This window comes from Rhodococcus globerulus NBRC 14531 (genome assembly GCF_001894805.1).
Taxonomy (GTDB): Bacteria; Actinomycetota; Actinomycetes; order Mycobacteriales; family Mycobacteriaceae; genus Rhodococcus_F; species Rhodococcus_F globerula.
Window position 1 is genome coordinate 495,033 of sequence record NZ_BCWX01000004.1, and the last position, 20,975, is coordinate 516,007.

At 59.7% G+C, this 20,975-nt stretch carries 22 protein-coding genes; 12 read left to right on the forward strand and 10 right to left on the reverse strand.

What is annotated here, in order from left to right; all coding sequences use genetic code 11:
* Window positions 1-61: 61 nt before the first annotated feature.
* Window positions 62-1,045 (forward strand): alpha/beta fold hydrolase, encoded by a 984-nt coding sequence (locus RG2_RS22920; RefSeq protein WP_051730429.1) that lies wholly within the window; start codon window positions 62-64, stop codon window positions 1,043-1,045.
* 85 nt (window positions 1,046-1,130) lie between these two features.
* A complete protein-coding gene (locus tag RG2_RS22925; RefSeq protein ID WP_033233894.1) occupies window positions 1,131-2,444 on the forward strand; it encodes a YhgE/Pip domain-containing protein in 1,314 nt (437 codons plus the stop codon).
* Between the two features lie 14 nt (window positions 2,445-2,458).
* Here RG2_RS22925 and RG2_RS22930 read toward each other — a convergent pair whose 3' ends face one another.
* The 3 genes from RG2_RS22930 to RG2_RS22940 form a co-directional block, all read right to left on the reverse strand.
* Window positions 2,459-3,724 (reverse strand): RNA polymerase sigma factor, encoded by a 1,266-nt coding sequence (locus RG2_RS22930; RefSeq protein ID WP_033233749.1) that lies wholly within the window; start codon window positions 3,722-3,724, stop codon window positions 2,459-2,461.
* A 3-nt stretch (window positions 3,725-3,727) separates the two neighbouring features.
* A complete protein-coding gene (locus tag RG2_RS22935; RefSeq protein ID WP_033233750.1) occupies window positions 3,728-4,156 on the reverse strand; it encodes a YciI family protein in 429 nt (142 codons plus the stop codon).
* Between the two features lie 159 nt (window positions 4,157-4,315).
* Window positions 4,316-4,909, reverse strand: a complete 594-nt coding sequence (locus RG2_RS22940) for a hypothetical protein (RefSeq protein WP_033233751.1) — start codon at window positions 4,907-4,909, stop codon at window positions 4,316-4,318.
* Window positions 4,910-5,001: 92 nt separating this feature from the next.
* Between RG2_RS22940 and RG2_RS22945 the strand changes: the two genes are divergently transcribed.
* Both RG2_RS22945 and RG2_RS22950 read left to right on the forward strand, forming a co-directional pair.
* Window positions 5,002-5,973 carry an alpha/beta hydrolase gene (locus RG2_RS22945; RefSeq protein WP_033233752.1) on the forward strand — a complete coding sequence of 324 codons (972 nt, stop codon included), beginning with the start codon at window positions 5,002-5,004 and terminating at the stop codon, window positions 5,971-5,973.
* 9 nt (window positions 5,974-5,982) lie between these two features.
* The gene (locus tag RG2_RS22950) at window positions 5,983-7,047 is read left to right on the forward strand and encodes a helix-turn-helix domain-containing protein (RefSeq protein ID WP_230590102.1); all 1,065 of its coding nucleotides are present in this window, start codon (window positions 5,983-5,985) and stop codon (window positions 7,045-7,047) included.
* A gap of 3 nt (window positions 7,048-7,050) precedes the next feature.
* Here RG2_RS22950 and RG2_RS22955 read toward each other — a convergent pair whose 3' ends face one another.
* On the reverse strand, window positions 7,051-7,665 hold the full coding sequence (locus tag RG2_RS22955; RefSeq protein ID WP_033233896.1) for a TetR/AcrR family transcriptional regulator: 615 nt from the start codon (window positions 7,663-7,665) through the stop codon (window positions 7,051-7,053).
* A gap of 199 nt (window positions 7,666-7,864) precedes the next feature.
* Between RG2_RS22955 and RG2_RS22960 the strand changes: the two genes are divergently transcribed.
* Both RG2_RS22960 and RG2_RS22965 read left to right on the forward strand, forming a co-directional pair.
* Window positions 7,865-9,094: an oxygenase MpaB family protein gene (locus RG2_RS22960; RefSeq protein ID WP_033233753.1), complete on the forward strand. Its 1,230-nt coding sequence runs from the start codon at window positions 7,865-7,867 to the stop codon at window positions 9,092-9,094.
* Between the two features lie 25 nt (window positions 9,095-9,119).
* A complete protein-coding gene (locus RG2_RS22965; RefSeq protein ID WP_051730430.1) occupies window positions 9,120-9,611 on the forward strand; it encodes a DUF4304 domain-containing protein in 492 nt (163 codons plus the stop codon).
* A gap of 2 nt (window positions 9,612-9,613) precedes the next feature.
* Here RG2_RS22965 and RG2_RS22970 read toward each other — a convergent pair whose 3' ends face one another.
* From RG2_RS22970 to RG2_RS22980, 3 genes are all read right to left on the reverse strand, one after another.
* Complete coding sequence (locus tag RG2_RS22970; RefSeq protein WP_033233754.1) at window positions 9,614-10,771, reverse strand: glutamate--cysteine ligase 2; 1,158 nt, start codon at window positions 10,769-10,771, stop codon at window positions 9,614-9,616.
* A 56-nt stretch (window positions 10,772-10,827) separates the two neighbouring features.
* Complete coding sequence (locus tag RG2_RS22975; RefSeq protein ID WP_033233755.1) at window positions 10,828-11,097, reverse strand: DUF7218 family protein; 270 nt, start codon at window positions 11,095-11,097, stop codon at window positions 10,828-10,830.
* A 177-nt stretch (window positions 11,098-11,274) separates the two neighbouring features.
* A complete protein-coding gene (locus RG2_RS22980) occupies window positions 11,275-12,201 on the reverse strand; it encodes a LysR family transcriptional regulator (protein WP_051730431.1) in 927 nt (308 codons plus the stop codon).
* Between the two features lie 102 nt (window positions 12,202-12,303).
* On the opposite strand from RG2_RS22980, the gene RG2_RS22985 reads away from it, so the two are divergent.
* Window positions 12,304-12,927 carry a LysE family translocator gene (locus tag RG2_RS22985; RefSeq protein WP_033233756.1) on the forward strand — a complete coding sequence of 208 codons (624 nt, stop codon included), beginning with the start codon at window positions 12,304-12,306 and terminating at the stop codon, window positions 12,925-12,927.
* Between the two features lie 139 nt (window positions 12,928-13,066).
* Window positions 13,067-16,363: a protein kinase domain-containing protein gene (locus RG2_RS22990; RefSeq protein ID WP_033233757.1), complete on the forward strand. Its 3,297-nt coding sequence runs from the start codon at window positions 13,067-13,069 to the stop codon at window positions 16,361-16,363.
* Window positions 16,364-16,383: 20 nt separating this feature from the next.
* Here the strand turns inward: RG2_RS22990 and RG2_RS22995 are convergent, their stop codons facing one another.
* The gene (locus tag RG2_RS22995; RefSeq protein ID WP_033233758.1) at window positions 16,384-17,295 is read right to left on the reverse strand and encodes an alpha/beta hydrolase; all 912 of its coding nucleotides are present in this window, start codon (window positions 17,293-17,295) and stop codon (window positions 16,384-16,386) included.
* 175 nt (window positions 17,296-17,470) lie between these two features.
* Between RG2_RS22995 and RG2_RS23000 the strand changes: the two genes are divergently transcribed.
* A complete protein-coding gene (locus RG2_RS23000; RefSeq protein WP_033233759.1) occupies window positions 17,471-18,352 on the forward strand; it encodes an aldo/keto reductase in 882 nt (293 codons plus the stop codon).
* Between the two features lie 30 nt (window positions 18,353-18,382).
* On the opposite strand, the gene RG2_RS32430 is transcribed toward RG2_RS23000, so the two are convergent.
* Entirely contained in the window at window positions 18,383-18,622 is a 240-nt protein-coding gene (locus RG2_RS32430) for a metallothionein (RefSeq protein ID WP_033233760.1), read from the reverse strand.
* A gap of 331 nt (window positions 18,623-18,953) precedes the next feature.
* Between RG2_RS32430 and RG2_RS23010 the strand changes: the two genes are divergently transcribed.
* The 3 genes from RG2_RS23010 to RG2_RS23020 are packed head-to-tail and all read left to right on the forward strand — an operon-like array spanning window position 18,954 to window position 20,502.
* Window positions 18,954-19,496 (forward strand): nucleotidyltransferase, encoded by a 543-nt coding sequence (locus RG2_RS23010; RefSeq protein ID WP_033233761.1) that lies wholly within the window; start codon window positions 18,954-18,956, stop codon window positions 19,494-19,496.
* Window positions 19,497-19,519: 23 nt separating this feature from the next.
* On the forward strand, window positions 19,520-19,783 hold the full coding sequence (locus RG2_RS32435) for a BON domain-containing protein (RefSeq protein ID WP_033233762.1): 264 nt from the start codon (window positions 19,520-19,522) through the stop codon (window positions 19,781-19,783).
* Window positions 19,780-20,502, forward strand: a complete 723-nt coding sequence (locus RG2_RS23020; RefSeq protein ID WP_207787493.1) for a metallophosphoesterase family protein — start codon at window positions 19,780-19,782, stop codon at window positions 20,500-20,502. The genes RG2_RS32435 and RG2_RS23020 overlap by 4 nt, the downstream gene beginning before the upstream one ends.
* Before the next feature lie 22 nt (window positions 20,503-20,524).
* On the opposite strand, the gene RG2_RS23025 is transcribed toward RG2_RS23020, so the two are convergent.
* Window positions 20,525-20,959 (reverse strand): hypothetical protein, encoded by a 435-nt coding sequence (locus RG2_RS23025; protein WP_033233763.1) that lies wholly within the window; start codon window positions 20,957-20,959, stop codon window positions 20,525-20,527.
* Window positions 20,960-20,975: the final 16 nt, after the last annotated feature.

Consider the following 20,975-nt stretch of genomic DNA (forward strand, 5'->3'; position numbering starts at 1 on the left):
ACAGCCCACAGCTTGGGTACCCCTGACCTTGCGCACCCTGCCGGCCGGGAGGAGCAACACCATGAAACTCAACTCGCGAATCGTGGCGTCACTTGCAGCTTGCACATTGTTCTTGGGCGGATGCTCGGATTCGCCCAGTACGGATGTCAGTACAGCTACTGGTACTCCTGGAAACGGCGACTTCGCTGGACTGGTGGACATCGGTGACGGCCGCAGCATGTATTTGACGTGTAAGGGGACCGGATCGCCCACCGTGGTGTTCGTGTCCGGTCGAACCGATCGCGCAGATATCTGGAAAACCGTCGCAGATCCGAATCCGACCGAAACTGCAGTTTTCGACGGCGTAGCCGAGACGACCCGGGTGTGCGCTTACGACCGCCCCGGAACTGTCACCATCACCGGCGAGCACGTAGACGCAAGCCGCTCCACTCCTGTCCCCCAGCCGACCACCGCCGAAGACGGAATGCGCGACCTTCACGCTTTGCTGAGTGCGGCCGACGTTCCCGGCCCCTACGTCCTGGTCGCCCACTCCTGGGGTGGCTTGATCGCTCGGCTCTATGCCGACACCTATCCGACCGATGTCGACGGCCTGGTCCTCGTGGATACCCTCACCGAACTTCTCTACGACGGCCTGACTCCACAAGAGCAGCAGTGGTGGCTCACGCTCAACAGCAATTACTCTCCTGATCTCGAACCGTACAACCAGGAGAAGAGCAATTTGGAACCCAGCTTCCAATCACTACGCGACGCAGGCGATCCCCCTCCGATGCCGGTTGGCATCCTTGTCTCCGATCAACCCTTCGACCTTGAACCACTCTCGGCTGCAGGTGAATTGCCACCAGGGATACCTGTCGATTTCGGTCCGACGATATTCGCCGCCCACATTGCCGGACAGCAGGCTCTGGCCGAACGTCTACACGCACACCTCGATCTGGACACCGATGCCGGCCACTACGTCCACACCGAGCAGCCCGCACTCACGACCGATGCAATCGACGAAGTTGTTGATGCTGCTCGAACAAATCCGGATCAGTGGTTTTCCTGAAGAACGTCAAGGACAGCAGCACCACACCTTTGCCTCTACGCTCAGTCACACACTGTCCGTGCACGAGAAAGCCGGTCGACTGACGATGAGCACACACGACACGCCATCCGCCCGTTCAGTTCTGCACACACCGCGATTCTGGCTGGCACCGGTGATCGTTGTGCTGTTGCTGATGTCGGCGCTCGCTGCGCTGTATATGGGCGGAATCCTCGACCCCAAGAAGCATCTGGACGAGTTCCCGATCGCTCTGGTGAACGAAGATGTCGGCGGTACCTTGCCCGGAAGCGATCCCGCTGCAGTCGAGAACTTCGGAAACGACATCGCCGCCGCGCTCGAAAACGGGATCGATCCCGAGAAAATCGACTTACAGCAGCTCAGTCTCATCGAATCGCAATCACGACTCAGCTCCGGGACGCTCTACGGCTCCATCGTCATCCCCCGCGACTTCACCCAGCAGACAATAGCTCTGGCGCAGGGAAGCGTCGCCGCCACAGAGGTGCAACAACCGATCATCACCATCTACACCAATCCACGAGCCGGTTCCATCTCCGCGTCGCTGGTGCAGTCGATCGGGACAACTGCCCTGGAGCCGGTCAACAAGAACATGGGTGAGCAACTCACCACGCTTGTCACACAACAATTGCAGGCAGGTGGTACCGGAATGCAGCTGTCCGGCGCCAGTCGACTTCTCCTCGAAAATCCGGTGAATGTTCTTACGGTCGCGCATGATCCGCTTCCCGACGGTACAGGATTCGGTCTTGTCGCTTTCTATTTCGCCCTACTGCTGGTCCTCGCCGGATTCACCGGAGCGACAGTCGTCAATTCCCTGGTAGACGGAATGCTCGGCTACGCACCCACCGAGTTCGGTCCCCTGTTCGTACAGAACGACGTAGTCGGGATCAATAGATTTCAAACACTTCTCATAAAATGGGGCTTCATGATCGTGCTGTCCGGTGTGGTGTCCGGACTGTTCCAGTTGATCAGCCGCACCCTCGGAATGCCTGTCACACAAGGCTTTGCCTTGTGGGCATACGGCACCCTCGTGATCATCGCGGTCGGAGTCACCGCCATGTCGGTGATGGCGGCGTTCGGCTCGCTCGGCATGCTGATCAACCTGTTCGTCTTTGTCATCCTCGCCCTGCCATCGTCCGGTGGCACGATTCCGCTCGAAGCAAGCCCCGGCCTCTACTCCTGGCTTGCGCAGTTCGAACCGATGCACCAGATCTACATGGGCACCCGCGCAATCCTGTTCTTCGGCGCCCACGGCGACGCCGGCCTGACCCACGCAATCTGGATGACGTTGCTCGGCCTGGCAATCGGACTGGTGCTCGGATTTGTTGTCACACGCCTCTACGATCGGAAAGGCTACGAACGAACCCATCGCGCAAAAACAGCCTGAAGCAGTTCCCGCGCTCAGGTTTGCCGGTCACGAAGTGCGTCCGCCTTGGCGATGAGCACCGCCTTCTCACGTTCGTTTCCGGCCAAACGAGCGGCCTCGAGCAGTTCGGTACGAGCTTCCTCGGTTCGCCCGAGCCTGCCGAGCAACTCACCCCGAACACTGGGCAGCAGGTGATATCCGGCAAGTTCACCGGAAGCAACAAGCTTGTCGACGAACTCGAGAGCAGGCGCCGGACCGTATGCCATCGATACCGCTGCAGCATGGTTGAGATCCACGACCGGCGATGGGGCAAGCTGTTGCAGCGCCTCGTACAGCAGCACGATCTTCTTCCAGTCCGTTTCTTCGAAAGTTGCTGCTCGTGCATGACATTCGGCAATCCCAGCTTGCAGTCCGTAAGGCCCTCGACCACGCCCGACGTCGTCCGCCCTCGCCAAAGCAACCAGACCGCGGGTGATCTGGGTCCGATCCCACCGCGCCCGATCCTGATCCGATAGCAATATCGGTTCACCGTCGGCGGTGGTGCGTGCGCCAAATCGTGATGCCGACAGCTCCATCAACGCAACCAGCCCGTGTGCTTCCGGTTCCCGCGGAACAAGTTCCGCAAGAATTCTCGTCAGCCGCAATGCTTCACTGCTGAGGTCGGTCCGCATCCACTCGGTTCCCGAACTGGCGGCATAGCCCTCGTTGAAAATCAGATACAGCACGCCGAGAACAGCGCTCAACCGACTCGGGAACTCATCCCGCGGAGGCACTTCGAAGACCACCTTCGCCGCCGTCAGCGTCTTCTTCGCACGCACTATCCGCTGCTGCATCGTTGCGGTTGGCACAAGGAACGCCTTTGCGATTTCCTCCGTCGTCAAGCCTCCGACCACGCGAAGAGTCAATGCCACCTGAGCTTTTCGATTCAAGACCGGATGACAGGCCATGAAAATCAACCGAAGAACATCATCGTCGATGCGATCCGGATCCCAACCGTCTTCGTCGAACCGATTCGCATCGTTGTCGAGCTCACGCGCAAAGTGCGCGTATCGCTCGTCGAGGCGTTCTCGTCGACGCCACCCGTCGATGGCGCGCCGCGTGGCGACGGAGGTCAGCCATGCTGCCGGATTGCGGGGAATGCCCGTGGCAGGCCACTGCTCGATCGCTTCGAGCAGTGCCTGCCCCGCAACATCTTCGGCAAGATCCAAATCACCGACAGTACGAGTGAGTGCGGCGACGATCTTCGCGCCGTCAATGCGCCACACCGCATCGACGGCGTTCCTCACCGCATCATCAGTCACGACTCAGCTCGAGACAGGGCGATCCGTACCCAATTCTTCACGCCAGCCGGCTTCCTTCTGGATGTACTCGTTGCTCTGGTCGAAATCTTCCATCTCCGAAACACGGCGAACCTCGAGCTTGCTGCCCGGTCCAAGCGGACAGCGCTTAGCCCACTCCAGAGCCTCGTCCTTGGTGGAGGTCTGAAGGATCCAGAAGCCCGAGAACAGCTCCTTGGTCTCGCCGTACGGACCGTCGGACACGAGCGGCGGATCGGACTCGAAATCGACGATGAATCCCTCCTCCATCGCCAGGCCCTCACCTGCGAGGAGGACTCCCGCCTTGATCAGTGACTCGTTGTACTGGCCCATCGCGGCGATAATTTCGTCGAAATCCATGTCCTTCGACGCTTCGATGGCTTCGTCGGTGGACCGCATGATCAGCATGTACTTCATGGGAATCTCCTTCGTTTGTGGACCGCTCATTCGGTCCCTCTGTCTACACGTCGAACGGCAAAGACGCCGATCGACAAACTTCCGAAACTAATTTTCGAAGGACAAGTCCGCCGGTCGAATACGTTGCCCACGGTATCGGCAGAAGGGTCGTCGGGCAGCTCAGAAGTCGAGAAATCCCGGCACGACTTCATCGGCGAGCCCGGTCGCGTCAGCGCTCCCGTAGAAATACACCGAGCCGTAGCCAAACAGGTATTCCTCCACGAACTCGGATTGCGGCTCGGCAACCACCGGCCACCCCTCTTCATTGATCTGGAACAGGAAGCGATGCCCGTCCGCCTCGACGGCATCGGCATACGACGGTTCATTTTGTATGAGTACCGGTTGCGGCGCGATCAGTACCAACGGCATCACCTCGTCGTCTGCGGGAACTTGAATCAAGGCGGCGCTCCCCAACCCACTATGTCTTCCGGCTGATGCCGCACTACGAGCGGACGGCGGATGCAATACTGCCCGAACCCCGATGCCCGGGTATTCGAGGTCGTCGTCGCCGATGGAGAAGCCGCGACGGACGAATACCGAAAGCTCTCGGTCACCGAGCCACGGCGCCGTATGTGCCGCAAGCGTCAGAAGATACTCGTGCGTCTGCAGAATCGGCTGTCCGTCAAAAACCTGGGGCGGGCGTCCACCGATCCTGGCCCCGACTTCCGAATCGCTCGAATCGACCACGAGATGTAGTGTGCCCACCAGCGTCATCCTAGGATGATCCGACGGGCGTCGGATGAAGGTCCGACAATTCCCTACAAGCCGCTGGTGACGTGAGACACACCGCACTCGATGATGGGTGCATGACATCATTCCCCACTCTCGACCCCGAACTCGCCGCAGCGGTCACTATGCTCCCAAAGGTCACCTTCGCCGACCTACCCGCTGCACGGGCAAACTTCGAGTCCCTAATTGGCACCATGTTGGCTGACCTGTCGTTCGACGGAGTCACGCTTCGCGAACTATCTGCTCCCGGAATCGACGACGATCCCGAGGTCGCCATTCGCTTCTTCACTCCGGCTGCCGCCACAGGTCCGATCCCCGTACTTCTCTGGATCCACGGCGGCGGATTCGCCATCGGCACAGCCGAATCCACTGATCCATTTTGCGTTGAGGTTGCGCGAGAACTCGGATTTGCCGTCGCCAATGTCGAGTACCGACTCGCCCCGGAAACCCCCTTCCCCGGCCCCGTGAACGACTGCTACGCCGCGCTCGCCTACATCCACGCACACGCCGAAGAACTGGGAATCGATCCCAGCCGCATCGCCGTCGGTGGCCAGAGCGCCGGCGGTGGACTTGCCGCCGGAACAGTGCTGAAAGCCCGAGATGAAGGCGTTGTGCCCGTCGCATTTCAACTTCTCGAGATCCCAGAACTCGACGACCGGCTGACAACGGTGTCGATGACAAACTTCGTCGACACTCCGCTGTGGAACCGCCCAAACGCGATCCTTTCGTGGCAGTACTACCTCGGCGAATCGTATTCGGGGCCCGAAGATCCGAACGTCTCGATCTACGCCGCTCCGGCCCGCGCCACCGATCTCCGAGGATTGCCCCCGACCTACCTGTGCACTATGGAGCTCGACCCACTCCGTGACGAAGGAATCGAGTACGCCCTTCGCCTACTCCAGGCGGGTGTCAGCGTCGAACTCCACTCCTTTCCCGGCACCTTTCACGGTTCGGGTCTCGTCACAACTGCAGAGGTAACCAAACGAAGCAGCGCCGAGGCGTTCAGCGCACTGCAGCGAGGCTTGCGCGCGTTGTCACCAGTCTCGTAGCTTTGCAAGATGCAAGGATTGATGTACCGGCTTGCCGAGCTCGATGCAAACTCGGCAGGCCTGGTACGCGTCATCGACTACTTCGATGCCCTCGTGCGGCACGGTGCCGACACAGCATCGCTTCTCCGCGCAAGCGCCCAGTTGGCGGACTGTGTTGCGGGTATCGAGATCGCCGAACACGGCCGAAGCAAGAAGAATCTACGCCGTTGTGACCCTCACGGCCGTTGGTCACCAGAACCCCAGCTCACGCCAAGCATCATCAGAGACATCACCGTCGACGACGAGGTTCTCGGCACGGTATGGATCGAGCGGCCCGGTGCGAACTTGCCGCTCGACGAGATGCTCGTCGACCGGATGGCACTGACCGCCGCGATCATCTTGCGGCCCCGACGCTTGCTGACCGAAGCCGAACACACTCACAATCTGCTCTTCCCGATGGACGAGCTAGCAGTATTGACGTCTTGCGCGGGACTCGGCCTCACCCCTGCCGCTTCAGTGCGTGTCATCGTGTCCACAACCAATGAAATTGCGCGCCTACAATTCTCGAAGGATTCGACGCCGGGTCGAGCTACTGGAATCGAAGTGGACGGCGAATACCTGAATCTTGTGACGGGTTCATTCATCTCGTTGGCAGAATTCTCCGAAATCGCAAAAGTGATGCCTGTCCGCGCCGGAATATCTTTGGCTGCTGCCGCTTGCGAAATACACACACTCATCGGCACGGCGCGATTCGCCCGCAGTCAATCATCGGCCACCACACCGATTGTGAACGCAGACGATCTCGGCGCTCTCAACCTCCTGGCACCGGGCACAAAGATCGATCACACCCGAATTCCGGACCTGGTTCGCGCCAGAGAGTTTCGCGAAACCAAGGACGGGACCGAACTGCTGGAAACACTGAGAATGTACCTGCGATCCGGCACACTGAGAGCCGCGGCCGACTGCCTGCACCTTCACCACAGCAGCGTCGCTCACCGCTTGGCGAAGCTTTCCCACCACATCGGATTCCATGTCGACACCATCGAAAATCGTGCTCGTGCAACAGCAATGATGATGGTGCTCGACGCCATGTAGATGCTAATGACCCTCTTCAGAACACTGCGTTTTGATCATCGGCACGAGGAATTGCCGTGCTAGTGCCTCCATCTGCGCATCGTCATGAAGGTTGACGGCCTCGCTGGGAATCATCAGAAAGGAAGCCGTCACTCGGACGAACATCTCGGCCACGAGATCAACATCCACCTCGTCCGCGATAGTGCCCGCGCCCTGTTCCCTGCGGAGTTGCGAAGCAACGAACTGCCGCACCATTGCGAGCGTTCGTCCGTTATCACCGACGATCGATCCATGTACGTGCGGGCCGGCGTCGATGAGCGCCGAGATCAGTGCATTGTTGGAAATCGCACGCAGCGAGCTCACGAACCCCAGAACTATTCGATCATCCACCGTCTCCGCGAGCTCGATATCAACGAGAAATTGTTCGAAGTATGTGCGGAACTCCCGGAGAACAACCTGCTCGACGAGCGAATCCTTGGTGGCAAATTTCCGGTAGACGGTGATTCGGGACAGGTTGGCGGAGCGGGCCACGTCCTCCATCGACGTGCGCTGAATTCCCACTTTGCAGAACTGTTCGTGGGCCGCATCGAGTAGCCGGATACGAGAGCGATCTTCCTTGCCTGGAGCTTCGCCTGCCATCACACTCCCGAGGGACGTAATCGATTCCAAGGCAGACGAATTGGGATCCTTGCGGGTCACATGCACTCCTTCTTGCCACGAGGGTGCGCAGGTGGAAAATCAGACAAAACACTTGTGGCGCCCATCACGCTATGCTACCAATGATACGGAGATACATGATTTGTTTCATTGCTTCATCGGACTAACCGGGAGTAACGACATGGACGATCTCAGTAGGCGCAATGTGTTGAGAGTTGGCGGCACACTCGGAGCACTCGGCGCACTCAGCGCGCTCGCAGCACCAGCCAGTGCGCAGCCGTGGCACTGGTCACCAGCGGGTTCGGTGCCAGGAACCGGGAACGGTGCAGATCCGAGACAAACATGGGACACCCAAGCGGACCCGCTCGTGGCATCTCTCCTCGACCGAGGTGACGTTCCAAAGGTCAACGAACTCTTGCGTACCTGGAAGAAGAACGGTCAGCCGCTGCCAGCGGGACTTCCGTCCGACCTCCGCGAATTCATGGAACAAGCGCGGCAGCTACCGTCGTGGACCGATCAGAACAAGCTCGCGGCGGCCGTGCGATTCAATGAGAAACGAGGTCTCTACCTCGGTGTTCTCTATGGCTTCGCCAGCGGAATGATGAGCACTGTCATCCCCAAAGAGGCCTTGGCAGTGTATTACTCCAAAGGCGGAGCGAACATGAAGAACCGCATCTCGAAAACCGCAAAGTTGGGATACGACATCGGTTCTCGCAACGCATTTCAGGCTGACGGCGAGATGATTGTCACCTCCGTCAAGACCAGACTGGTGCATGCCGCGGTGCGGCACCTGCTGCCTCAATCTCCGCACTGGACGCACATGGCGCCGGAGGACGTTCCGATCAGTCAGCACGACATGATGGTCACCTGGCACAGTTTGCCGACTACCGCCATGCGAAACCTGAACGCGTGGAACGTGAAAGTCCCCACCGACGAGTCCGACGGATTTCTGCATTCGTGGCAACTGAGCGCTCATCTTCTCGGTATCGAGGATCAGTACATTCCCGCGACGTGGAACGACGCGGAATCTCAAGCCACACAAGTGCTGGACCCGATCTTGGCTCCCACCCCCGAGGGAATCAAGCTCGCCGACATTCTTCTCGATCTGGGTGCGGGCCTCGATTTCACACTTCTCACTCGGCCCATCCTCGGCGCGTTGACTCGCTTCATGCTGGGCAACGAAATAGCCAACTGGCTCAATATTCCGCGCGAACCCGTGTGGAGCACCCTCCTGGAAACGGCATGGGGTCCATTCGTGAAGGTACGGGAAGGGCTCCTTCCCGTACCCCTTGCACCACATGCCTACTGGACCTTCGACGAACTACTCCGACAGTTCGTTCTGCTCTACATGTCCGAACTTCGACCGATCAGCATCGAGATTCCCGAGTTCAACAACCCGAATTACCGCTGACAGGACAATCTGCCACCATGTTCGAATGGAGCAGCCAACGGCCGAGCAGTCATTTGCCGCACTCCTCGAAGTGAGTGCGGTTCCGCTTCTCAAGCAGCACGGGTTCCGGAAGCAGAAACTGACCTTCAGACGGGAGCGAGACGACGTTGTCGACGTCGTCAACCTGCAACTGGACTGCCAGTACCGACGCCGGATCGAGAACATCGCCTCCGGCATCGGACCACACGTGACCGTCGACGCAGAGACCGATATCCCCGCGACTGCTGACATTGTGCGCGCCGCACTCACGAGCGCACTGGAGGTGATGTGCCAGCTTCGTGGACCAGATGATATCGTCCGATTTGCATTGTCGGATATAGACTTTGACGTGTTTCGCTACCGGTTCGCGACAGGCGACAAAGCCGGTGCGGATGAGCAATACCAACGAGCGCGCTACCGGTTCGGCGCAGAGCCTCGCTGGCAGCGCCTCGACGACCTGTTTCGACAAGCGTCCGCCCGCACAGTCGGTGCCGATTGACACTACGACGGCGACAGCGCGATATCCGTCTGCCGATCGCACCCTTCCGCGGTGCGACGAGCGCATTCGTCGATCACCTCGGTGATGCCGGACCGTGCCAGCGTGCGGCGTTGCACCATTGCCCCGTTACCCTGCTCGAAGACTTTCTCCAGTGAGGCAGTAACCCGCTCGAGCTCGCCGAACTCGGCCAGCATCGGCGCAACGTAATCCAGCAGTCGCCGAACCAGCTGACGCGTGGGCACCAGGCGCACGGTATCCATGTCGAGAGCTCGACCAGCAATTCCATCCCGGGCGGCCCGCCAGCACGCCGCACGCAATACCTCCTGATCGATGATCGGGGCCGGGCTGCCCGTCGCGATCTCTTTCATCACGGTGACAACAAGCGCATGTACCAGCGTGGCATACGTGATCGTCTCGTCGACTGTGGCTGGAATGTCACTGATCCGAATCTCCACGGTAGGAAGATGATCCGAGACCCGAACATCCCAATAGACCATGTGGGGGTCCAGAATGACACCCGCCTCGAGCATCGTGGCGATTGCGGCGTCGTAGTGATTCACGGACTCGAAGTGCGGCGGCGGCCCGCAGCTCGGCCATCGCCCGTACATGATGTAACGCCAACTGGCATAGCCAGTATCGATGCCGGCACTGATCGGCGAGTTCGCAGTCAACGCCAAGAGCGTCGGCAACCACGGACGCAGATGGTTGATGATCCGAACGGCTTGTTTGCGGTCCTCCACACCGACATGCACATGGCAGCCACACATCACTCCCGCAGTAAGAGCGCCGAATTCACCGGCCATGCGTTGATATCTCGAGGTGTCAGTGGTCTCGTTGGGCGGTGGATCGTAGAACGGTGTTCCCACTGCCAGCAGCTGGCATCCGTCGTGTGCGGCAGCGTCTGCTGCAGCGAAGCGCAGTTCACGCAGTTGATCCCGAAGGTCGCGGATATGACCCCCGATCGATGTGGCGGTCTCGACCTGGCAGCGAGTGAGCTCCAATTGAAGATCGACACCGAGGTCTCTTCCTGCGGCTGCAACTTCGGCATTGCGCAACCTCGGCTGTTTGGTCAGCGGGTCGCACAGGAGGAATTCCTCCTCCACGCCCAGAGTGGGCGTGTCTAGGACGGCAGATTGAGGCGGAACGGTCGTTTTTGCCATGGGGTCCTCGGCTTCGACAATTACAAACCACGAGTCTTCAACGGAAAGAGCAGAATTCAGTGGTTTCGAAGTTCGTCGATCAGTTCACTTTTCTTCATCTTCGAGTACCCATGCAGGTCCAGTTCCTTTGCTCGCGTCTTCAATTCATCCACGGTCCATTCTTCGTACGAAGCGGACCGACCGCCAGTTTTAGCGACGTTCGAACGACCACGATTCGCTGCTGCGTTGGAGATCCGCGCCGCCTTCTCCTTGGAATCTCCTTTCTCGCGCAATTTCTCGTAGAGATCCTGGTCTTTGAGTTGCGGTTGCGAGTCCCTACGAGCCATCCGTCCGTCCCTTCTTCTGCTGGAGGCATGCCTGTGTCTGAGTGGATCGCTGCACTATGTCGGACCTACCCGAAAGAGTGTTCGGCCAAACGGATATACGCGTAAGGATCGACTACCGGGGCTGTAAACTAGTCACGATACGTACACCAAAGCGCCTAGCAAACAAAGACTCTCGACCTAATCGCGCAGGCGTGATCGTAACGCAGCCCCGACAACCGATATTGCGTTGTCGTTGACCTGATGAGTACGCAGCGCGATGCCGATCTTGCGGGCCGGCGGATCTTCCAGCTCGAGAACACGAACTTCGCCAGGCAATTCGGGACGGCCCAGACGGGGCACCAGTGCGAGCCCGAGACCCGCGGCTACGAACGGGACATGCAGCGCGAAGTCGGAAATTTCTGCGGTGATACGTGGCCGATGACCATGCAGGGCGAACATGTGGATGAGCCATGAATGACAAATCGTGCCCGCGCCGGTGGATACCCAACTGTATGTCGCGAGGTCTTCGAGTCCAGGCGACTCGGGAAGTGAATGGTCTCGGTGGCAAATTACGTCGGCAACGTCGTCGACCAGATCGTCGGCAGTATTGTCGGCAGTATTGTCGGCAAGGGGACTCACTGTGATCGCCGGATACACCGGCGCCTGCTGCCCTTGCCAATGATGTGTGACCGCAATGTCTACCATCCCGGCTGACAGGGCGCGATACGCCTCGCCTGGGTCCATCTCGGCGAGTGAACAGGTGAGCTGCGGGTGTTGATCCTGAACTTCGGCTATCGCCGTCAGCGCACCGTGCCGGATGGCGGTCGTAAATGCGGCGACACGCACATGGCCCACAACTTGTGACTCACGACCGGACGAAACACCGAGAATGGCCTCCAACCGACTCAACACCGGACCTGCCTCGTCGAGGAGCGCATGAGCCTCGGGCGTCAGAGCCACTCTGCGCCCCGTGGGCGTCAACAAGGATCGACCCGTCGCCTTTTCGAGTCGCTTGAGCTGCTGGCTGACCGCGGACGGACTCAGCCGCAGAACTGCAGCGGCAGCCGTCACTGTCCCATGCTCTTTGACCGACTGGAGCGCGCGCAGCGTGGCTAGTTCATCCATGAAGCAATCCTTCACGAAATAGTTCTCGAATATGCGATGGACGTGGACAGTGCTCACACCGGAAACTAGTCGAAGTCCACAAACGAGTACAGAGGAGAGAACATGCTGCCCATCGCGTCCGTAGTCGGGATCGGGCTCATCGCGCTGGGAATGGTGCTGACCCCCGGCCCGAACATGGTCTACCTCGCGTCGCGCTCCATCTCACAAGGCAGGCGCGCGGGATTGGTCTCGCTGGGCGGCGTCGCTCTGGGATTTGTCTTCTACCTGGGTGCATCCGCTGCAGGACTGTCCGCGCTGTTCGCGGCGGTCCCGGCCGCATATACGACCGTCAAACTCGTCGGCGCCGTCTACCTGGCATATCTCGCGTGGAACATGCTGCGACCAGGCGGGCGCTCACCGTTCGAGGCACGAGAACTCGACGCTCACTCCCCTTTCCGGTTGTTCGCCATGGGATTGGTGACAAACATCTTGAATCCCAAGATCGCGCTGATGTATGCGGCACTCGTCCCTCAGTTCGTGCACCCCGAAAACGGACCGGTGCTAGGTCAATTCCTTCAGTTGGGACTAGTTCAAATCACCGTTGCTGTGGCGATCAACGGAGCGATAGTTCTCGCTGCGTCATCGGTCTCCGAGTACCTTCGTCATCATCCTCGGGTCATGGCAGCCCAGCGCCTCGTCACCGGGGCACTTCTGAGTGCGTTTGCCGTCAAAGTTGCCGCAACGTGACTCTGCGCTGTGGCAACTCACTTGAATTTCCAACAAAGTGCCCGTGGGGGTGGCGAGCGGGGGCTTTGAGGGACCATCATCGATAGGTGAGTTTCGTCGGATTTTCCACGCGACGTGCACAGGTGGATCGATGTAGTCCATGACCGATGTCGACCCCTTCGCGACGCAATTCGACGCGACAGGTTCGGTCGCGGCGGAATTGTCTGCGTCCGGGTTCGAGGACGCTACCGAGATCGGCCGTGGAGGTTTTGGCGTCGTCTACCGCTGTCGGCAGCCGTCGCTCGACCGGACCGTGGCAGTAAAGGTTCTCACCACCGACCTCGACGAGGAGAACCGCGCACGGTTCTTTCGAGAGCAGCGCGCAGCAGGCCGACTGACCGGACATCCCAACATCGTGAATGTTTTTCAAACCAGCGTCACCGGTAGCGGACGGCCCTTCATCGTCATGCCGTACTACGCCCAAGATTCCCTCGACACCCTGATCCGACGGCACGGACCGCTCCCACTAGGTGAAGCACTGCGCCTCGGTGTGAGGATTGCCGGCGCCTTGGAGTCCGCGCACCGACTCGGCATCCTGCATCGAGATGTCAAGCCCGGAAACATCCTGCTCACCGATTACGGTGAACCGGCGCTGTCCGACTTCGGCATCGCTCATTTTGCCGGTGGATTCGAAACTGGCACAGGCATTGTCACGGGTTCACCGGCCTTCATTGCGCCCGAAATCGTGACCGGCGGGCCGCCGAGTTCCGCAGCGGATGTCTATGGTCTCGGCTCTACGTTATTCGCCACACTGACCGGACACGCTGCTTTCGAACGTCGCAGTGGTGAACGACTGGTCGCCCAGTTCCTGCGAGTTACGTCGGAGCCTGTTCCGAACCCACGCGAGTTCGGCATCCCGGACGACGTCGGCGCTCTCATCGAAAGAGCCATGTCCGCCAACCCGGGAACCCGCCCGTCGTCACAGGAGCTAGGACAACAACTCCGCGAAGCACAACGCCGCCACGGTCTGCCTGTCGATGAAATGTCCTTGTACTCCGAACCTGCACGCACGCAATCCGTCCCATCGCCCACAGCACAGGGTCATCCGCAAAACGAGTACCCCGAAGAAAGTATTCCTCCGCCAACGGATCGCACCGGGGGACTCCCGCTCGAGCTGACCAGTTTTGTCGACCGCCGTACCGAACTCGCCACGGCCAAGAACCTACTGACGACCGCGCGACTGGTGACATTGACCGGAATCGGTGGTGTGGGAAAGACTCGACTCGCATTTCGGATCGCCGCCAAGACACAACACAGTTTTGCCGACGGCGTCCGGCTGGTGGAGTTGGCGGAGCTGCAGGAGCAATCGCTGCTCCCAGGTGTTGTGGCACGCACCCTGGGGATACAAGACCGGTCTGCGAAGCCCGTCCGGGAGATGGTTGCCGAGTTCCTTGCTCAACGAGAACTTTTGCTGGTACTCGACAATTGCGAACAGGTAGTTACTGCAGCGGCGCAGCTATCCGAATTCCTGCTACGCGCCTGCCCAGACCTGAGGATTCTGGCGACGAGCCGCGAACCACTCGGAGTCGGAGGAGAGTCGGTCCTCCTTGTCCCCCCACTACCGGTCCCCGATCCTGACAACCTACCGAAGGGCGCACCGAGTAACGATGCCGTGCGACTGTTCGTCGATCGCGCCTCCGGAGTTGTGCCGGGCTTCGAACTCGCGCAGGACAACAAAGTCGCCATCGCGTCGATCTGTAGGCAACTGGACGGGCTCCCGCTACCGATCGAGTTGGCAGCGGCGCGATTGCGGGCGATGTCGCCCACACAAATCCTGCAGCGACTTTCCGAGCGATACGCCTTGTTGACCAGTGGAAGCAGGGACGCACCGTCAAGGCAACAGACATTGCGAATGTGCATCGACTGGAGTTACGACCTGTGCACTCCGATGGAGCAAGCAGTGTGGGCGCAACTGTCGGTGTTCTCCGGTGGATTCGAACTCAAAGCCGCAGAACAGATTTGCGACGGCGAGCTGACACCGACGGACGTGCTCGACGCCGTGACGTTTCTGGTCGACAAGTCGATACTGATCCGTGAAATGTCGGGCAACACCGTGCGTTTCCGGATGCTGGAGACAATCCGTGACTACGGGCGACAGAAGGCACAAGAAGCGGGAGAGCATGAGTACACGGAACTTCGTCGCCGACACCGGGATTGGTTCGAAGCTCTCGCGCTCGCAGCAGATACCGACTGGATCAGTCCTCGGCAGATCGAGTTGATCACCACTATCGCTCGGGAAAAGTCCAATCTGCGGGAGGCTTTGGAGTTCTGTGTGTCCGACAGTCCTGAAATCGGCACTCGGATCACAACGGCCCTGTTTTCCTATTGGCTCGCTCGTGGCGCAATCACCGAAGGCCGTCAATGGTTACGGAGATTCAGCGAATATCGAATGGGCCCGCCAACCATCGAGCGTGCCAGTGCAATTCATGCCGGAAGCCTCTTGTCTGCGGTCCAGGGAGATATTCAAACATCAGAAGCACTCGTCAAGGAGGGGCGAGTCCTCGCCGGCCAGTCGACCGACCCGCTGATCAACGCCTATCTCCAGCATGCAGAGGGCTATCTTGCCTTGTTCAACGAGGATCTTGCCGAGTCGTGTATCCACCTCGAAAAGGCTGCTCAATTGTTCACCGAACAGAAGAACCTGCCCTTCCAGGTAACTGCCATGTTGACACTCGGAATGGTGCTCGAACTGATGGATGACACCGACCGGGCAATCGAATACAACGAACGCGCACTTGCCATTACCGAGGAACACGGCGAAACGGTGTATCGGTCGTACGTCCTGTGGACGCTGGCTGTTGCGGCCTGGAAGCACGGCGATGGCGATCGGGCATCTCGACTACTGAAGCAGGCATTGCGATTGGGCCGCAACCTCAATGACCGGTTGAACGCCAGCGTGTGCCTGCAAGCATTGTCGTGGGTCGCGATCGACAGCAAGGATGCCCGACGCGCAGCCATGTTGATGGGCGCCGCTGAGAAAGCGAGCGGGTCTGTCGGAGGTTCGTCTGTTGTCGTGCCGAGCATGGCCGTCTTCCAAGACGATTGTGAACGCAAAGTCAGACTCGCGCTGGGCGAGCGAGCCTTCACCAATGCGCGTAGCAAAGGCGCCGACCTTCGGTTCCGCGACGCTGTCGACTACGCACTGGGCGAGGAACGCACCAGCCCACGAAGTTCCACTAACGGCCCGTCGAGCAGGCCGACAAAACGCGAACTCGAAGTCGCCGCGTTGGTGGCTGACGGTCTCACCAACAAGGAGATCGCAGCCCGCTTGGTGATCTCGCCGCGCACCGCGCAGGGCCACGTCGAGCATCTACTGGTGAAGCTCGGCTTCACCTCGCGCACACAAGTTGCCGCATGGTTTGCGGAATCGAAAGGCGATAGCCCAGAACCGAAGTAGGTGCCGTGCAGTCAAATTCCCTAAGTGGAGAGGACGGCAGCTAGAGCCTTCAGCTGTTCGCGGCGGTAGTTACGCGCCGGGGTCGATCGGGCTTCGATCTGATCGAAGCCGTGGTAGGCACCTGGTACCTCGAACAGTGTGCACGGAACGCCGGCGTCGATGAGCCGCTTGGCGTAGTTGAAGTCTTCGTCGTAGAACAAGTCGTGTGTTCCGACGCCGATCCACGTCGGCGGGAGTCCCGTGAGATCTTCGTACCGTGCGGGCGCGGCCAACGGCGGCACATCCGTGATCGACGATCCGAGATACGCGCTCCATCCGTAGCGGTTACTGCGGGGACTCCACACCCTGAATCGGCTCTCGTCGAAGTCTGTTCGTTTGGTTGTCCGGTCATCGAGCATGGGATACGACAACAACTGGAATGCGGGCAGCACTTCACCGCGTTCTTTGGCCAGCAGAGTCAGAGCAGCGGCCAAGCCCCCACCGGCGCTCTCCCCCACGACAGCGATTCGGCTCGCGTCGACGTCAGGTTGATCCGCCAACCACCGCAGTGCGCGGTAGCAGTCCTCCAAGGGGGCAGGATACGGATGATGCGGTGCGAGCCGGTACTCCACCGACGCTGCAACAGCACCCAATTGCGCGGCGATGTTCCGGCACATTCCATCCCCCATCGCTGCGCTGCCGATGACATATCCACCGCCATGGATGAAGAGCACACCCGGCCTGGGGATATCGGGCGCGGTGGGTCGGAATACCCGGACTGAAACATTCGCGTCGCAGCGGACAACATCCCCGCCTTTTGGCGGCACCAGGGCTCCTAATCCGGTGAGTCGACGGAGGAGTCCCGCAGTGCGCCGAGTGATCACGGTGCGTGGCAGGAATCGTGCGAGCTTCAATGCGGGGTCGAAATCCGTCGCAACCCGATCCGAGGTCATGGCATGTTCGCTTTCCGTCGACGTGTTCAACGAAACTATCGCGATTGCGACACCCTAGGCGGAAAACAACATGATTCAACAACCTGTGTAGTGGCCCGTCCGGACATCCAGGCAACCTGTTGGGGGTTAACGCCAGTACCTGTCACCTCCGCCAAAACATCCCTACGGTGAAAACATGCCTGAAAATACGATCGCCCTGAACAACGGCGTGGAAATGCCGGCCATCGGGCTGGGCGTTTTCCAAACCCCACCGGATGTCACGGTTTCCGCCGTCGAGTCGGCCCTTCGCACCGGCTACCGGCACATCGATACTGCCGCCGCGTACTTCAACGAACGTGAGGTCGGAGAAGGTATCAAGCGTTCCGACGTCAACTCCGACGAGGTGTTCATCGAGACCAAGGTCTGGATCAGCGACTACGGTTTCGACACCACCCTCCACGCGTTCGACAAGGCGACGGGCAAGCTCGGCGTCGACCAACTTGACCTCCTGATATTGCACCAGCCACTGCCGAGCCGTTTCGACCTCGCGCTCGACGCCTACCGGGCGCTGGAGAAGCTACTCGCCGACGGCAAGGTCCGGGCCATCGGAGTCAGCAATTTCATGCCCGCACACCTCGACCGACTCTTGGCCGAGACAACCGTCGTACCGGCCGTGAATCAGATCGAACTTCACCCGTACTTCCAGCAGAAGGAACTGCAGCGCCTCCACGCCGAGCACGGCATCGTGACGCAGGCCTGGTCGCCGATCGGCGGCATCACCTCCTACGGCGGCGGCGAGAAGAGCACCTTCGACGATCCGACTTTGCTCGATATTGCTGCGCAGCATGGTAAGTCGGCAGCCCAGGTGATGCTGCGGTGGCATCTGCAGCAAGGTCGCTCCGCTATCCCGAAGTCGACAAAGCCAACCCGCATCGCCGAGAACTTCGACGTCTTCGACTTCGACCTCACCAGCGACCAGCTTGCTGCGATCGATGCCCTCGACACCGGCGTACGCGGTGGACCCGATCCCGACAGCATCACACTCGAGAACTACGGCCGGGAGATCCCCGAGGCCTGATCTGGCGCTAGCCTAGTGGCGTGTGCCGATTCAGGCACCTACGCGGTCTGCTGCCTTGTTGTGACCTTCTTGACGAGCACAATGAGCGCAGCAGTACATCGTGTCTTCCGCTTCGATTCCATGTCCGAGAATGCGGCATCCACAGTGCGCGCACTGTGGTGCCATTGCCTGGGTGGCGCATTCGAAGCTGTCGAAGGTGGCAGTGCGTTCGCCACGCGTGACTGTAAACGTCTTGTCGTACTCGTTACCGCACGTTTCGCAGGTAGCCATGAGCGTCTCCCTCGTCAGAAGCCGTCGGTGCTCTCGACGGCATGTCTGATCGTGGTACCCAGACTTGGTCAGACGTATCCTCTATGGAAGCTTCACCCCCAGTAACACTGGGACCAAATCGCTTTCACACCAACGGTCGAGGAACCGAGCGATTTCGACCCACTGTCCGCGCGGTGAGAACTCCGAGAACGCATTCGATCCGGTCGGTCGATTTCGTCGGCGAACTCGAGCCCACACGGTTCGCCGGAAGGAGATCGGGTACCTCCTGAAAATGACGACACGACCATCCCGGCATCCGCCTCCCCCCGTCTCCACCCACGACAGGTCCAGCATGGACGATCTGTTGCAGACTATGACCCGAGCGGTGAACACACTGGCAAGAGCTGAAATTCGATTTGCTGTTGCGGGCGGTTGTGCCGTGTATGCACGCGGCGGACCACCATCGGGGCACGATGTCGATATCTTCCTGCGCAAGCAGGACGTGACTCCGGCATTGCACGCACTACGGGAGACCGGAATGAAACCGGTTAACCCGCCCGAAGATTGGCTGGCAAAGGTGTACGACAGCGACGTACTCGTCGACCTTATTTTCTCTGCCTCAGGGCGCGACATCACCGACGAGTTCCTGGACCGGGCAACGTCTATGCGGGTCGGTTCCGCTGTCGCACCCGTCGTCGGCGCGACGGACTTGATGATCGACAAACTGAACGTCCTCGATGCTCATCGTTGCGACTTCGTTCCCATGCTCCAGATCGCGCGCGATTTACGAGAGCAAGTCGACTGGCCGGAAGTTGTCGACCAGACACGAGCCTCGCCGTATGCGCGGGCCTTTCTTGGGCTCCTCGACGATCTCGAGATTGCTGCGACAAAATAGGCAAGCGAATGGAGGCAGGGAGGATGAAGGCAGAAGAGCAACTTCCGCAATACCTGGTGGCACACATCAGACGAGCTTTCGCCGAAGATCCACGAACATCGGAACTCGGTGTGCGGGTGACGATTCGAGGATCGAAGATCTACCTCAGCGGTGAAGTGAACAGTCTCGCCCGAAAGCGGGAACTAGAATCGGTAGTCACGGAGTTGGCCCCCGACATTACCGTCTGCAACGACATCCATGTCGTGAGTTCCGCTGAACCACAATCTGATTACGAGGACTTACAGTGATCCGGGTCGCCGCGGTCGGCGATGTGCATCTCGGCGCAGATTCACACGGCGAGTTGCGGCCTGCACTCGACATGGTATCCACCCACGCGGACGTCTTGTTGCTGGCCGGCGATCTCACCCGACATGGAGGCCGGGATGAGGCGAAGGTTGTTGCCGACGAGTTCGCAGACCTGGGAATCCCGGTAATCGCAGTGCTCGGAAATCACGACTACCACAGCAATGCCGTCTCAGACGTTACGGATACGCTTACTGCGCAAGGGATTTCTGTTCTGGAAGGCGAATCTGTCACCATCGACATTGCCGGACAAACATTGGGGATTGCAGGCACCAAAGGATTTGGTGGTGGATTCGCAGGTAAATGCGCCAGCGTGTTCGGAGAACCACAAATGAAGGAGTTCGCCGGCCATACCGTCGACGTCGCCGAACGCTTCCGATCAGCGGTGTCTTCGCTCCAGGCAGATATACGCGTCGCACTACTGCACTACTCGCCGATCAGCGACACCCTGCACGGTGAACCGCCCGAGATCTACCCCTTCCTCGGGTCGTATCTCCTCGGCGAACCTATCGACGAGTTTCAACTCGATCTGGCACTCCACGGGCACGCTCACGCCGGAACCGAGCGTGGCACAACCCCTGGCGGGGTGAGGGTGCGCAATGTTGCACAACCAGTTATCCGAGCAGCCTATGCCGTATACGGTCTCGGGCCGGCGGACTCCTGACCTCGGACTGAGGGGAGTCAGGTCATCCCGGGCAGGCGGGGGTGACCATGTCGTAGATCCGTTCTGCTTGATCCTGAGTGGGTTCATTGCCGTTGTGTGCAGCGAGCGTTCGGATTTCATCCGTGACCTGCTGCTCGTCCACTCCGTTCCCAATGTCGTCGCAGGACTGGAGAACGATGAGCTCGATGCTGCTGTCGTCGCGATCTTGCGTCAGTTCCGAGTAGCCGGCTCGAAAGGCGACAACAAACGACGCAAGTTTTGCTTGATCGATCATTCCCAGATCAGTCGGTGACGCCGTCGGCTTACTCTCATCTGTTCTCTGCGCCGGCGATCTGGCGGTTTGCTGCGTAGCGTAATCATTACCGTCACTGGTGGATTGGTCGGTATCGTCACTACCGCACGCGACGGCAGAGACAACAGCGCCGACGATCGCGACGGATGCAATGGTCTTGTTCATGTCTTCTTCTCCTCGA

Excerpts from the sequence above, each read along its gene's own strand:
- RG2_RS22920 (WP_051730429.1), top strand. The coding sequence starts at position 62 with ATGAAACTCAACTCGCGAATCGTGGCGTCACTTGCAGCTTGCACATTG.
- RG2_RS22925 (WP_033233894.1), top strand. The coding sequence starts at position 1,131 with ATGAGCACACACGACACGCCATCCGCCCGTTCAGTTCTGCACACACCG.
- RG2_RS22935 (WP_033233750.1), bottom strand. The coding sequence starts at position 4,156 with ATGAAGTACATGCTGATCATGCGGTCCACCGACGAAGCCATCGAAGCG.
- RG2_RS22940 (WP_033233751.1), bottom strand. The coding sequence starts at position 4,909 with ATGACGCTGGTGGGCACACTACATCTCGTGGTCGATTCGAGCGATTCG.
- RG2_RS22945 (WP_033233752.1), top strand. The coding sequence starts at position 5,002 with ATGACATCATTCCCCACTCTCGACCCCGAACTCGCCGCAGCGGTCACT.
- RG2_RS22950 (WP_230590102.1), top strand. The coding sequence starts at position 5,983 with ATGCAAGGATTGATGTACCGGCTTGCCGAGCTCGATGCAAACTCGGCA.
- RG2_RS22955 (WP_033233896.1), bottom strand. The coding sequence starts at position 7,665 with ATGGCAGGCGAAGCTCCAGGCAAGGAAGATCGCTCTCGTATCCGGCTA.
- RG2_RS22960 (WP_033233753.1), top strand. The coding sequence starts at position 7,865 with ATGGACGATCTCAGTAGGCGCAATGTGTTGAGAGTTGGCGGCACACTC.
- RG2_RS22965 (WP_051730430.1), top strand. The coding sequence starts at position 9,120 with ATGGAGCAGCCAACGGCCGAGCAGTCATTTGCCGCACTCCTCGAAGTG.
- RG2_RS22970 (WP_033233754.1), bottom strand. The coding sequence starts at position 10,771 with ATGGCAAAAACGACCGTTCCGCCTCAATCTGCCGTCCTAGACACGCCC.
- RG2_RS22975 (WP_033233755.1), bottom strand. The coding sequence starts at position 11,097 with ATGGCTCGTAGGGACTCGCAACCGCAACTCAAAGACCAGGATCTCTAC.
- RG2_RS22980 (WP_051730431.1), bottom strand. The coding sequence starts at position 12,201 with ATGGATGAACTAGCCACGCTGCGCGCGCTCCAGTCGGTCAAAGAGCAT.
- RG2_RS22985 (WP_033233756.1), top strand. The coding sequence starts at position 12,304 with ATGCTGCCCATCGCGTCCGTAGTCGGGATCGGGCTCATCGCGCTGGGA.
- RG2_RS22990 (WP_033233757.1), top strand. The coding sequence starts at position 13,067 with ATGACCGATGTCGACCCCTTCGCGACGCAATTCGACGCGACAGGTTCG.
- RG2_RS22995 (WP_033233758.1), bottom strand. The coding sequence starts at position 17,295 with ATGACCTCGGATCGGGTTGCGACGGATTTCGACCCCGCATTGAAGCTC.
- RG2_RS23000 (WP_033233759.1), top strand. The coding sequence starts at position 17,471 with ATGCCTGAAAATACGATCGCCCTGAACAACGGCGTGGAAATGCCGGCC.
- RG2_RS32430 (WP_033233760.1), bottom strand. The coding sequence starts at position 18,622 with ATGGCTACCTGCGAAACGTGCGGTAACGAGTACGACAAGACGTTTACA.
- RG2_RS23010 (WP_033233761.1), top strand. The coding sequence starts at position 18,954 with ATGGACGATCTGTTGCAGACTATGACCCGAGCGGTGAACACACTGGCA.
- RG2_RS32435 (WP_033233762.1), top strand. The coding sequence starts at position 19,520 with ATGAAGGCAGAAGAGCAACTTCCGCAATACCTGGTGGCACACATCAGA.
- RG2_RS23025 (WP_033233763.1), bottom strand. The coding sequence starts at position 20,959 with ATGAACAAGACCATTGCATCCGTCGCGATCGTCGGCGCTGTTGTCTCT.